This is a genomic window from Corallococcus macrosporus, assembly GCF_017302985.1.
Taxonomy (GTDB): Bacteria; Myxococcota; Myxococcia; order Myxococcales; family Myxococcaceae; genus Corallococcus; species Corallococcus macrosporus_A.
Window position 1 is genome coordinate 330,908 of record NZ_JAFIMU010000013.1, and the last position, 11,780, is coordinate 342,687.

13 protein-coding genes are annotated in these 11,780 nt (G+C 69.4%); 5 read left to right on the forward strand and 8 right to left on the reverse strand.

Translation table 11 applies throughout. The features are described 5' to 3' along the window. Nucleotides 1-4: 4 nt before the first annotated feature. The 4 genes from JYK02_RS35450 to JYK02_RS35465 all read left to right on the forward strand — a co-directional run bounded on the left by JYK02_RS35450 (nucleotide 5) and on the right by JYK02_RS35465 (nucleotide 3,890). Complete coding sequence (locus JYK02_RS35450) at nucleotides 5-529, forward strand: hypothetical protein (RefSeq protein WP_207057383.1); 525 nt, start codon at nucleotides 5-7, stop codon at nucleotides 527-529. Between the two features lie 12 nt (nucleotides 530-541). Next, a complete protein-coding gene (locus JYK02_RS35455; protein ID WP_207057384.1) occupies nucleotides 542-1,312 on the forward strand; it encodes a hypothetical protein in 771 nt (256 codons plus the stop codon). Further along, nucleotides 1,312-2,853, forward strand: a complete 1,542-nt coding sequence (locus JYK02_RS40630; protein ID WP_207057385.1) for an SUMF1/EgtB/PvdO family nonheme iron enzyme — start codon at nucleotides 1,312-1,314, stop codon at nucleotides 2,851-2,853. The genes JYK02_RS35455 and JYK02_RS40630 overlap by 1 nt, the downstream gene beginning before the upstream one ends. A 101-nt stretch (nucleotides 2,854-2,954) precedes the next feature. Next, the gene (locus JYK02_RS35465) at nucleotides 2,955-3,890 is read left to right on the forward strand and encodes a hypothetical protein (protein ID WP_207057386.1); all 936 of its coding nucleotides are present in this window, start codon (nucleotides 2,955-2,957) and stop codon (nucleotides 3,888-3,890) included. A 17-nt stretch (nucleotides 3,891-3,907) separates the two neighbouring features. Here JYK02_RS35465 and JYK02_RS35470 read toward each other — a convergent pair whose 3' ends face one another. Both JYK02_RS35470 and JYK02_RS35475 read right to left on the reverse strand, forming a co-directional pair. Continuing rightward, nucleotides 3,908-4,129 carry a hypothetical protein gene (locus JYK02_RS35470; RefSeq protein ID WP_207057387.1) on the reverse strand — a complete coding sequence of 74 codons (222 nt, stop codon included), beginning with the start codon at nucleotides 4,127-4,129 and terminating at the stop codon, nucleotides 3,908-3,910. After that, the gene (locus JYK02_RS35475) at nucleotides 4,126-4,821 is read right to left on the reverse strand and encodes a hypothetical protein (RefSeq protein WP_207057388.1); all 696 of its coding nucleotides are present in this window, start codon (nucleotides 4,819-4,821) and stop codon (nucleotides 4,126-4,128) included. The genes JYK02_RS35470 and JYK02_RS35475 overlap by 4 nt, the downstream gene beginning before the upstream one ends. A gap of 107 nt (nucleotides 4,822-4,928) precedes the next feature. Between JYK02_RS35475 and JYK02_RS35480 the strand changes: the two genes are divergently transcribed. Further along, nucleotides 4,929-5,129, forward strand: a complete 201-nt coding sequence (locus tag JYK02_RS35480) for a hypothetical protein (protein WP_207057389.1) — start codon at nucleotides 4,929-4,931, stop codon at nucleotides 5,127-5,129. 947 nt (nucleotides 5,130-6,076) lie between these two features. Here JYK02_RS35480 and JYK02_RS35485 read toward each other — a convergent pair. The 6 genes from JYK02_RS35485 to JYK02_RS35510 are packed head-to-tail and all read right to left on the reverse strand — an operon-like array spanning nucleotide 6,077 to nucleotide 11,766. Beyond that, complete coding sequence (locus JYK02_RS35485) at nucleotides 6,077-8,248, reverse strand: hypothetical protein (RefSeq protein WP_207057390.1); 2,172 nt, start codon at nucleotides 8,246-8,248, stop codon at nucleotides 6,077-6,079. Beyond that, nucleotides 8,245-9,864, reverse strand: coding sequence for a hypothetical protein (locus tag JYK02_RS35490; protein WP_207057391.1), 1,620 nt, complete (start codon nucleotides 9,862-9,864; stop codon nucleotides 8,245-8,247). The genes JYK02_RS35485 and JYK02_RS35490 overlap by 4 nt, the downstream gene beginning before the upstream one ends. Next, nucleotides 9,833-10,027, reverse strand: a complete 195-nt coding sequence (locus JYK02_RS35495) for a hypothetical protein (RefSeq protein WP_158625583.1) — start codon at nucleotides 10,025-10,027, stop codon at nucleotides 9,833-9,835. The genes JYK02_RS35490 and JYK02_RS35495 overlap by 32 nt, the downstream gene beginning before the upstream one ends. Before the next feature lie 4 nt (nucleotides 10,028-10,031). Further along, nucleotides 10,032-11,219, reverse strand: coding sequence for a phage baseplate assembly protein V (locus tag JYK02_RS35500; RefSeq protein WP_207057392.1), 1,188 nt, complete (start codon nucleotides 11,217-11,219; stop codon nucleotides 10,032-10,034). Further along, the gene (locus JYK02_RS35505; RefSeq protein ID WP_207057393.1) at nucleotides 11,216-11,425 is read right to left on the reverse strand and encodes a hypothetical protein; all 210 of its coding nucleotides are present in this window, start codon (nucleotides 11,423-11,425) and stop codon (nucleotides 11,216-11,218) included. Before JYK02_RS35505 ends, JYK02_RS35500 begins: the two co-directional genes overlap by 4 nt. Beyond that, nucleotides 11,425-11,766, reverse strand: a complete 342-nt coding sequence (locus tag JYK02_RS35510) for a hypothetical protein (RefSeq protein WP_207057394.1) — start codon at nucleotides 11,764-11,766, stop codon at nucleotides 11,425-11,427. Before JYK02_RS35510 ends, JYK02_RS35505 begins: the two co-directional genes overlap by 1 nt. Nucleotides 11,767-11,780 lie beyond the last annotated feature (14 nt).

Sequence of the window (11,780 nt, forward strand, 5' to 3'; positions counted from 1 at the left end):
CGACATGCGCGTCGCCCCATCCACCTCCGTCACCTGCTTCGTGTGCGGCTCCACGTTCACCGTCCACAACAAGGTGGACCTGGACGGAGGACGGCGGACCGTCCTCCAGGAGCCGTCCGCCTGTCCCTTCTGTGACGCTCCCCTGCGGAGCATCCCGAAGCTGGACGTGGGCGTGGCCAAGAGCCTGCTGCTCACCGAGGCCGGCGCACCGGAAGAGAAGAAGGCCTACGGGACGGTGGAGCGGTTCCTGGAGCGCTTCACCCGCACGGAGGCGGAGGTGGACGCGCTGCTGACGCTGGCGCGCGAACTGGACCTGGGGGCGTGGGAGGAAGCCAACCTGGCGCGGCTCCAGCGGAGCAAGGACGCGGGGTTGAAGACGGAGACGAAGTTCGTCGCGAAGCTGCGGAAGGAGGCGGAGGACGGTGGCCTCTTCGATCGATTGCAGCGCGCCGCGACGCCCGTCAAAGATGCGCACCGCGCCCTGTGGAACCGCCACATGGCCGTCTTCGAGCAGCGGAAGCAACCGTAAGGCGGGATGACCATGGCCGAGTCCTCGAACAGCGCTCCTGGCACGTGGGCCGGGCTCTTCTCCTCCGAATGGGGAGAGGACGTCCACGCTCGGGAGCTGATGAAGCGCTTCACCGCGATGGCGCTGGCGAAGCCGAACACCCCGGTCACGCACCTGCGGACGCTGGCGGACGTGCTGGCGTCGCTCATCGTGCTCACGGGTGCCACGGAGGCCCGCGCGGCGGCCGAGCCGCTGGTGCCGATGTGCGAGCCCGCGCTCACTCAGGCCGGGCGGCTCTTCGAGTCCGTGGATCCTCCGCGCGTCGCCATCCAGGTGCTGTCGTTCGCGAACGCGGCGGAGGCCTGCGGGGCCGCGCGGGGGCTGGTGGAGGCTTCGCCCGCGAAGACGTGGCTGGCGGCCATCGCGAAGACGGTGAAGAAGCAGGACGACCTGCTGCTCTACCGCTGCGGGCTGGTGGCGCTGTGCCTGGGCGACCCGGACCTGGCGGCGAAGCTGGTGGGGGGCGGGAAGCTCCCGGCGACGCTCACGCCCGGGGAGCAGTTCGGCTTCAACGTCCAGGGCTTCGTGCGCTACCTGGCGACGGCGATGAAGGTCCAGGCCCGGGCGGAAGCGGTGCGGCCCGCGTGGGAGTCCTACGTGGAGGGCTATCCGAAGAACAAGGCCGCGGAGCGGGCCTCGTGGAGTGACCTGGTGTGGGCCGCGCGCGCGTACTTCGTGGGCGTGGAGGGGCGGCCGGTGGCGCGGGTGGGTGAAGCCCTGCATGCGCGAGTGAAGCCGGCCTGATGCGCTCCCCTGCCCTCGTCGCGCGGCCGGAGGTTTCGTTCGAGGCGCTGGACCGGGTGCTGGAGGCGATGGGCTGGTTCCTCGAGTCCGAAAGCCAGACGCCTCCGCTCATCCCCGGTGAGCCGGAGCTCGCGGTGTACGTGCACCGGGGGACGGACACCTCGCTGCACTACACGTTCAATCCGGTGCTCCGGCTGCGGGTGCTCGAGTTCTCCGGCCGCGATGCGTTGGGACAGTGGGCGGTCGTGCGCAAGGCGGTGCCGGTGCTGGATGCTCCGGCGCTGGCGGCGCTGCTGACGTCGTCGGAGACGCGCGAGGTGCTGCTGGGATTGCTGGCCACGGAGACGCTGCGCGAGCGCGCGTCGCTGGACCGCGTGGCGGCGCTGCGGTTCCACCCGGAGTTCAGCGTGTCGCGGACGGCGGAGCGCGTGCTGGCGTCGCTGGTACCGGACGGGACGGAGGAAGCGTTCCAGCGGCTGAAGGAGGAGAAGGCGGCGCATCCGGACCGCTCCGTGCTGTTCGCGCACCTGCCCGGCGAGGAGCAGCGGCGTCAGGTGCTGCGCTGGCTCATCCACGACTTCACGGCGTCGAATCCGGACATCGACGCGGTGCTGAACTCGGCGCTGGTGGATGAGGACGCGGAGGTGCGGATGACGGCGGTGCTGGCGGCGGCGCGGCTGCAGGCCCGCTCGGTGCTGCCGGCGGTGCGCGAAGCGGACATCCCCACGTCGACGCGGAAAGGCGCGGCGCTGCTGGGTCGGTACTTCTATGCGGGCCTGCGGAACGTGGTTGCCGAGCTGCTCGCGGGCCGGCTGCCGCCCCCGGAGGGTTCAGCGAAGCGCGAGCGGATGGAGCCACTCCTGCGCGCGCTGGTCGGTCCCGTGGAAGTGCGGAACGATCTCCAGTTGCTCCTGTATGCGCTGACGACGCCCGTGGATCCGGGACCGCGTCCCGAGTCGTTGCCGGAAGCACTGGTGGAACGGGACGGCATCTACCGGCTGCGCCGCTCCGGGCTGGAGGCGCGCTGGGTGCCGCCCGTGGAGCACTGGCTGGGGGCGGAGGAAACACTGCGGCGGGTGAAGTCACCGGGCTACTTCGTCGCACGGGTGCCCGTGGGCCGGGCCGCGGCGGCCTGGGCGCTGGCGACTTCACAGGGGCCGGTGGGCACGGTGGGGCCTGACGCGGAGGAACCCTTGCCCTGCACGCGGGCGGAAGCGGAGCAGGTGTGCTCGGCGCTGGCCCGCATTGAAGGCGTGGAGCTGCGGCTGCCGGCCCACGAGGAATGGGAGATGGCGGCCCGAGGGCCGGATGGGCGGCTGTTCCCGTGGGGCAGTTCGATGATGGAGGACGGGGCTTCGCGTGCTTCTCCCTGGGGGGTGGAGAAGCTGGTGGATTCGCTGCCGCAGTGGACCCGGGAAGGCCTGCTCTGCGGCGGACGGGAGCAACCGCTGTGCTCTTCCCGCCGCGAGGTGGCGGCGGAGGCTGGGACGGTGGTGGGAACAGTGCGGTGGGTGTGCTGGACCAACCCAGGGCGTGCTTGACGCGGCATCCAATGCCTTGTGCGGTTCGGCTTCCCAGCCCATCAATGCCAAGCATGTGAGACCTACCGGCCACGTCGCGGCGCGCCTGCCTTCAGTCCGGCATGATCTGGTTCCGATTTCCCAACCAGCACAGAAGGCGGGCGACCCCAGTGATATCCAACAAGCAACTTGAGTCCCTGGCGGAGATTTCCTCGCCGAAACAAGAAGACGTGCTCCAGATGACGTCGCTCTTGTTTCTGGCCTACGCAAAGGCCGAGGCCGAAAAGAAGAACAGCAGCAAAAACAAGGCCAAGGCCCCGCAGGAGATCCAGGCAATGGCGCTTGATGGACACATGCTCGTCTCCGGAAACAGCAGCCTGGAGTTCATCGATCTCGTCGATTTCTTTGGCAAGAAAAAATCACGGATCGAAGTTGCCCCCAAGCTCTCCAAACTGCTCGAATGCTCACTGAATAAAATCAAAACCATGGACAACGATTCACAGTCTCACAATATCCCAATGCTTGAAAAGGTCGTCGCCGAGTTCTCCGAGCGATGCAGCCTAATAAACAGCAATACTGAGTACAGCAAGAAGGTCGGAATCGTTCCTCGCCTGAATTCCCTCAAGAACATCGAGGATGAAAACCCCAATAACGCTGCAATCTTTTTCCGCAACCACGACCCTGCTCGTCTTAGCCACGAGTGGCTCAATATCAGCAAGCCAGGACAGATTCATGTCCTGAGCGGAGACGGAGAAATACACGCAGAGCAAACCCTGCTTCTGGCACTTGCAAATCGTCTCTTCAATGGATTGATACCAACGAGGGACGTAGTCATCAGGGGAACCAAACCGCCCTGCTCTACATGTCTAAAAGTGCTGACGGCCTTCAAGAAGGCATACCAGCTGGCCTACGAGGGGCGAAAACTGGAATTCGATGCCACCTCCAAGGGAAGAAACAACGACAAGGCTGTCCTTTCACTAAGCGACTTCAAGGACTGCAAAGACCTGCGGTTCGAAACGCTCAAGAAATATTATTGCGCCGAGTTTCCGGACAGCTAAGTGCAATTCATTTCATTTTATTTTTTGGGCATCCGGATGCTCGGGTTCGCGGCGACCTTGGGCGCGCTCTTCGCCTTGAAGTTGCCTCCGGCCGCGGCCTTCATCGTGGGCCCCGCGGCCGCGCTTCCCAGCAGGGTCCGGGGGGCGTCCGTCTTGGTTTGCTGCGAGGGCGCGATGGACTTGTTCATGGCCGGCTTGCGGTCGGGCGTCTTGCGCGTCTGGGGCGTCATCGTCTTCATGGCGTGCCTCCTGGGATGCGTCCGGCGGGGATGCCTTCCAGCTTGAGCAGCGCACCCGCTGGCGCTGGGACTTCCAGCTCCACCAGGCCTCCGGGACCGGTGCGGTGCACCTCCGCGCCGATTTCCAGGCGGCAGCCCACGGCAGGGCGTCCCGCTTGATCCTGCGCCAGCAGCCTGCGCCGGTCGTCGCTCACCACCACCGAGGGCCTTCTCAGCGCGACCTGGGCCTGCGCGATGTACACGCCGCGCTGGCCCTTCACGCTGGCTCGGACCTGGGCCCGGACCCGCGCGACTTCGGGGGACTTGCCTTCAGGTGGCTTCGCCAGAAGGGTCGCCTTGGAGGACGGCGGGCCTGGGAGCACGGCTCCTTCCCAGAGTGCTTCGAAGCCCTCATCCAGCCCCACCGCCGCGAGGGACAAGGGCAGACGCACAGGCTCCGCGCCGATCCAGAGTTCCTCGGGCGCGACGATGGCGACTTCGGGATCCAGCTGGACGTCGGCGATCCAGGACCAGCGCTCGGTGAGCAGGTCCGCGAGCCAGCCGGCCTCCTCGGGCGACATGCGCGCCAGGGCCTTCTCCACGTGCGCTGGGTCCGCCAGCCGCTGGAGCGCGGCGGCGCCATCCTTGAACCTCGCGTGCTCCAGCAGGCCGTCGAGCTGACCTGGAAGGTGATTGGAGAGGGAGCGCAACAAGTGCCCCAGTCGTTGCCTTGGAGGAAGTCCGTTCATCCTCGCCTCCTCCACAGAGAGCGTCCGGTCATCCGGCGCCGCAATCGCTGCTCTGCTTGCTGGAGCGCTTCGTGGTCCTTGCCCGTGACGCGACGTCCGTTCACGAAGAAGGCCCGGGCACCGGTGTCCAGCTCGTCGCCCGGTGCTTCGACCCACTGGACGTCATCATCCAGGGCTTCTTGCAGGGGCGGAGCTTCGACGCGCGGCGGAGGAAGCAGCGCCTTCACTTCGATGTGCACCGGCTCCTGGGTGGGGCGCCCCGCGCTCCGTGACGCAGGCCGTAAGGGTTCCCCTGCTCCGGTCCGTCTCGTGGGTGCGGATTCCCTCGCGGTCATCACTTCCGAACGAGTGGCGGTGTCGTGACGTCGCGGCCCGGGCGCGTCCTGGACCCGTGGGGGCTTTCGCGTTTCCGGTGCGGGCAAGCGGTCCGGTGCGTGAGGGGGCCTTCGCCGTGGCGCTATCCCTACCGGGGCCTTACCGGGCGCCACGGGCGACACCTGTTGCGGAGGCTGCGCGACGGCGCGGGCAACGCGATGACGACGTGTGGAGGACTCGGGCGTGCGTGCGCTGATCCGAGGGCGTTCGGTGCTCCGTTCCTCGGAAGGCCTTGGCACCCGGTTCCTTCTGGGCACCGATGCGACCACAGCCGCTTCGGCCTCGGGGTACACCGCGGGAGCCTCCTGGCTCACCGGCGTGACACCGTCTTGAGAAGGAACCGCCGGGGCTTGCTGGATGCGAGGACGGGCCGGGTGCGACTCCACGGGCTCCGTGTGGGGCTCTGGCGCGTTGGCGACCGCAGGGACTGCGTTCTTCACGAAACGCGGAGGCTCCTCCTGGATTCGGGATGGAGCTTCGACCTTGAGCCTGGGTTCCTGCGTCGCTGCCGGCGTTCCTTCAGGCCGGGGTACGCGGCGGCGGACGGGTGTGAGGGGTTCGGTCCTGGTGGGGCTCGGGGCCTGGACAGGCGGCCTGGGCGCCGGAGGACTCACGTCCCTGGGCTCCGCTGCTCCCATGGACCTGGGACCCTGCGTGGGCGACGCGGTCTTCACCGCGCGGCCTGTCTCCCCTCCCCGCCTCTGCGCACCGGGTGTCGGCAGCGACGGCGGCAGGGGTGGATCCACCTTGAAGTCTCCGCCCTCTCCCCGCTCCAGCGGATGGAGCACCCGGTCCAGGTCCGCGAGCAGCGCGGCCACCGCGAAGAGGTCGTCTCGCGCTTCGCTCATGTCGGCACTCCCAGCCAGGACTTGAGGACCGTGGTCGCGGCCCGCAGCTCCGGGTCCCTCAGCACCGTCTTCGTCACGCCGCCGTCCTGCACGGTGATGTTCGCCGTGCCCGGGTCCAGCTCGATGGGCAGCATCACGCCCGTGGCGAGGCTGGGACCTCCGAAGCCCTTGAAGTCGCGCCGCAGCGTCACGTCGCGCACCAGCGCCTTCGGCAATTGCAGGTCGCGCAGCGTGATGACCACGACCTCCTCGTCGTCCCCGCAGCACAGGGGCGTGGGCGTCGTCGTCACCTCATCGTCCGCGCGCGCCGCTGCCCCTGTTCGCACGTCCACGGTGTCGACCGTGGCAACGCCCTGCCACCAGGTGCCTTCGTCGTCCGCGCCCCGCACCAGCAGCAGCTCTCCCGGCCTCGCCACCTGCACCGGCTTGCTGGAGCCGGACGTGCTCGCGGCAGGCATCCCGTCCAGGAACAGCCGCGTCGCGCCCACCTCCACCGGAGGTAGCAGCTTGAACGTCTGGCCTGCGTACGGCGCGGCCACCACCGGCGGCACCAGCCCCAGCGCCCCTCCGCCCTGACCCAGCAGCAGGTTCAGCTTCGCGCCCAGGGAGATGGCCTCCTGCACCACACCGTCCGCCTGCGGCCCCGCCTCCGCGTGCCCGTCCAGCAGCTCCTGCTTGGAGATGGACACCGCGCTCCCGTTCACCGGCGATCCACTCCTCACCAGTCCCGCTACTCCCGGCAGCTTCGCGCCCGTCGCGATGGACACGTTCAGCGGCGTGATGCGCAGCCGCTTCTCGCCCGGCGTGCCCCCCTTCACCTCCCAGCCCAGCACCAGCGCCAGCGTGGGCCGGTCCCCGCCCACGTGCGCCACGTGCCCTGCCTGTACCAACCCCAGGTCCACTGTCGGCGTCACGGACAGCGCCGTCGCCTGCGTGGGCGTGTCCTTCACCAGCAGCACCGGGCCCACCATCGGAATCCCCGTGGACTGTCCCGCGAGCACCCGCGTCAGGCTGTCGCAGAACGGCTTCAGCACCTGCCGCAGCAGCGGCGCCAGCGCGGTCCGGTTGCGCGCGTCGAACCACCGCTGGCGGAATACCCAGTGGAAGCGCAGCGACCACTCCAGCGTCCGGAGCATCCGCAGCGGGCCGTCCGGATACGCCAGCCGCGCCGCCACCGCTTCGTCCATCCCCTTCCCGGCTTCGACATCCAGCGTCGTCAGCTCGTTGGACAGCTGCCCCGGGACACCGGGCGAGTCCGCCCTGCGCAGCGTGGTCTTCAGCGACGCCAGTCCCGACACGGACGTGGTCACGGTGCGCGGGGGCTGGAGCGCCGTGGCCACCGTGCCGTAGTCATTCGCCGACGCCTGCAACGAGTCCGCCGCGCGCTGGAGCGCATCCGTCAGCTCCGAGGCCGCGCCCTGCTCCGCCACCGTGGCCTTCGCCTGGAGCAGCACGCTCCGGTCCGCCAGACACTCGCTCTTCCGCGCCGAGGCGCCCGAGGCCACCGGGTCGAAGGCGCTCGAGAGCGACGACACGGTCAGCCCTTCCAGCAGGCTGCTGAGGGACACCGTCTCGGCCGTCGTCTTCAGCTTCGCCCGCCTCGCGGTGCGCAGGCCCGTCCACGTCCCCAGCTCCGCGACGCCACTCTCCGCGGCATCCTTCCGCTGGCCCGTGGTGAAGAGGCCCGCGTCGATGGCGCCCGACACGACGCCGCTCGCCGACAGCGGTCCGAAGTCGTACGTGGGCACGCGCACCGCCACCTCGCCGCCGTGCTTCTCGTCGCGGAACGCGAACAGCGTGACGGTGCTCGAGAGCACCGCCGCTCCCGTGAGCTGACCGTCGCCGTCGGTGCCGATGGTGCCCACCGCGAACTCCAGCTCCTCCACTCCCGGCAGCCGGCCCTCCGTCCCCACGAGCGAACCCGCGGACACCGCGGGCAGCCCCGCGCCCCGGGGAGAACTGGCCACGGCCGGCGCCAGCGCGATTCCGACCGCGCGACGGCGGGCCCGCTCGATGACGTTGAATACCGGCAGCAGCGCGCACACCGTCTGGACGTGCGGCGCGTCCTGATCCGCCACGCCGTCCAGGCGGTCCAGGAAGGCTTCCAGTTGCTTCCAGGCCGCCTGCCATCCGTCCAGCTCCATGCTCAGGCGCTTCACCGCGCTCACGGACCGGTTCCTTTCTTCGGCGTGCCGGGGGGCGTGTCGGCCGCGGGCGGCTGTGGGCTCGGCGGACGCTCCGACGCGCCGGGCCCTCCGAACCCCATCGCCAGCGAACGTCCTCCCCGGCGCTGGGAGTGCTTCGTGGAGAGCATGCCCTCCAGGATGTCCTTCTGCTCCTCCACGTGCTCCTTCGACTGGTCCAGCACCTCCACCAGCGTGGAGCGGCCCCGCTCGGCGGCGGCCTTCAGCTCCTCCGGCGTGCGCCCCACCGCCTTCACGAAGTCCTCGGGCGCGTCCTCCACCGCCTTCACGAACTTGTCCGCCTGCTTCTGGGCCTTCGTCTTCAGGTTGCCCCAGGCGTCCTTCACCTCGTCCGCGCTCGCCTCCAGCACCTGGGCCGCCTTGCTGTTCTCGATGGCCTTCGCCACGTCCTTCAGCGTGAGCTCTCCCGACGCCAGGTCCATCGCGGCGGACAGCCCCAGCAGCTCCCAGAGCATCGCGGCCTTCGCCAGGTTGGGCCCCGCCGCCAGCAGGCAGATGCCTCCCACGTAGCCGCCCGGTGGCCGGTTCGTCGCCGTGAGGAAGGCCTGCTTCAGCCCCGCGACCCCGCCCGTCGTGGACACCGGCAGCGCGTACATGCCCGCGGACTTGAGCGCGTCCAGCAGGTCGATGATGGCCTGCACCGCCTGCGCCAGCTTCATCAGCACCTGCACCTTGTCCTGCATCGCGGCCGCGAGGCTCCGGATGAGCGACGCCAGGTTGTCCACCGCCAGCAGCAGTGACTTGAGCGCCTCCGGCAGGATGGTCAGCCGCTCCAGGTCCGGGAACAGGTCGCGCATGCGCGCGGACTTCCAGTCCGGCTTCACCGACTTGCCACGGGCCCGGGCGCGGCGCGGATCCAGCGCGCCCCGGGGGTACTTCTCGAACGCCTTCTTGAAGGCGCTGATGTTGAGCAGCTTGCCCAGCAGGTACAGCGCCTGCCGGAGCGCATCCAGCGACGGCGCCGCCATCACGATGAACACGGCCTGCACCGGCGCGCCGTCCGTCACCGTGGGGCGCGAGTCGTCCCCCGGGTCGTCGAACGACGCGGTGAACCGGCTGGCCCAGCGCGCGAAGCCATCCGGCGTCACCGGCGGCCGCTCCAGCGCGAAGCCCGCCTTGAAGTCCTTGGGGAGGTTCGGGATGAAGCCCGTCTCCGCCAGGTTCGTCTCCGTGGGCCCGATGCCCGGCGCGTCCGCGTAGAGGTACGCGCCCGCGTTGAGCAGGTCGTTGATGATGTCCTTGAGCAGCCCGTAGGCCGCGAGGATGAGCGCGCGGAACGGATCCGGCAGCCCCAGCAGGATGGCCGCCAGCGCCTGGAGCAGCGCCTGCACGAACTGGAGCACCGCGATGATGATCTGGAGCGGCGGCTTGACGATGCCCACCAGCTGCTCCAGCCCCGGCGGCACGCCGATCACCAGTGGCCGCCACGCGGGCCCGCCACCGGCACCGGCGCCGCCCCCGGTTCCGGAGCCCGTTGAATCGGGGCCTTCCGCCTCCTCCAGCGCCTTCGCCAGTTCCTCGCAGCAGACCTCCAGCGCGCCGTGGAGCTCAGCGATAGCGGCGTCGTTGAACTCGGCCACGCGCGTCCTCCCGGGTGCGTTGTTCCAGCTCCATCAGCTTCTCCAGCCGCTCGGCGTCCTGGGCCACGCCCACCGCCGCCGCCTGGAGCAGCAGGGCCTTCACCTCTTCCAGCCGCTCGCGCAGCACCGACGCCTCCAGCGGACTCCAGCCGGGCTCCTTCATCGCGTCACCCCACCGGCATGCGCTTGACGAAGCCGAAGTAGGACCAGTCCAGCATCGGTGTCATCGCGGCCCAGACATCCAGCAGCGGCCCGTACGCGGCCACCGTCATCGGGTTCACCGCCTTGAGGATCTGCGCCAGCATCGTGAAGTGGATGGCCAAGCCGTCGCCCAGCACCATGGGCGAGATGGCGGAGATGCCGCCCACCTGGCACATGCCCAGCATGGTGTTGATGGACACGTTGCCCATCAGCGCGTCGATGGAGATGGCGTTCAGCGACGGGCCCGGCATGTCCGGCATGGTCGCGGCGACCTTCACCGCCTTGCCCGCGGCGAGGTTCACGTTGCCGCCGGACGTGACGCCGAAGCCGCCCACCGCCGTCTCCTGCGACGCGCCGGACACGGTGCGCGTGTGGCTGCCCTGGATGCGGTCCTCGCGCGGGCCGCCCACCGTCTCCTTCATGCCGGTGCCGCCCACCACGCGGCTGTAGCCCGCCACGTCCACCTTCTCCGTCAGCGACCCCGTCACGTGCAGCGACACGTCCCCGCCCACGTCGCGGGTGTGGTTGCCGTCCACCGACTCGTCCTGCTTGCCCGCCACCTCCAGCCGGTCGTCGCCGTCGATTTCAGCCGAGCGGTTGCCCTCGTTCACCGTGCGCTCGTTGCTGATGAGCCGGTCCAGGCCCTCCGCGGACAGGATGACGCGGTTGCCCTGCCGGTCGTGGATCTCCACGCGCGCGGACTCCGGCCGGTCATCCAGGACGATGTAGTGGCCCGTGGCGGACTTGAGCATCCGCACGCCCGGCACCGCGGACTGCGGGGGGTAGTCATGCTTGGGCACCTCGCTGACGTCCGGGGCCACGCGCGCGCTGGAGTCCGGCTGGCCCAAATCCGCGAGGGCCGGCTGTCCCCACCACATGCCGCTCCAGATGGGCTGGGACAAGTCGCCCCCCTCGAACTCCACCCAGACGCCCGCGCCCACGTCCGGCACCACGAAGAGGCCCTGGTCCGGGCCCGCGTAGGGCGTGCACGGCATGGCCCAGCCGGTGGCCACGTCCCCCATCAGGCGCGGCACCACGCACTGGATGCGCCCCAGGTTGAGGGGATCCGAGACGTTGGTCACATAGCCGCGGTACTTGCCGAAGTAGCGGCTCTCCGTGCGTTCGATGAGCTGCTGCAGCAGTTGTTCAATCATCGCGCGGTCCCCAGGTCGTTGTCCTCGTCGTACTGGCGCACGCCGGACACGTCCGACAGGTTGATGTAGACGGGTGTGATGCCGTCCGGCCCGGTGAGGTGGACGACGTCGTCGATGAGCTCCACCACCAGGCCCACGTACACCTGGCCCAGCGTGGTGAAGAGGTAGCAGCGCTGGCCCATGCTGGCTTCGAGCAGCTTGCGCATCACTCCTCCAGCTTCTGCACGAGCCGCGTCGCCAGCTTCGCGCGCGTGTCCACCCAGACGCCCACCTCGCGCTGCCTTTCGGAGGCGAGCTTGCGGCGCGCGGCGCGCACCAGGTCCTGGAGCGTCGCGGGCACGGTGGGGATGGGCGGCAAGCGGGAGATGCGCACGTCCAGGGCCTTGAGCACGGCGGCGTCCAGGTCCAGCTTCACGCGCGTGCCGGCCAGGTTCTCCAGCGCGGCGGCCTTCGCGTCGGCCGCGTCCGGCGTGGCGGAGAGGGAGACTTCGGGCAGCGCGGTGCGCTGGAGGGCGACGCGGCCGCTGAGGGCGAAGGGGTCGGGCATGGGGGTGTCTTCCT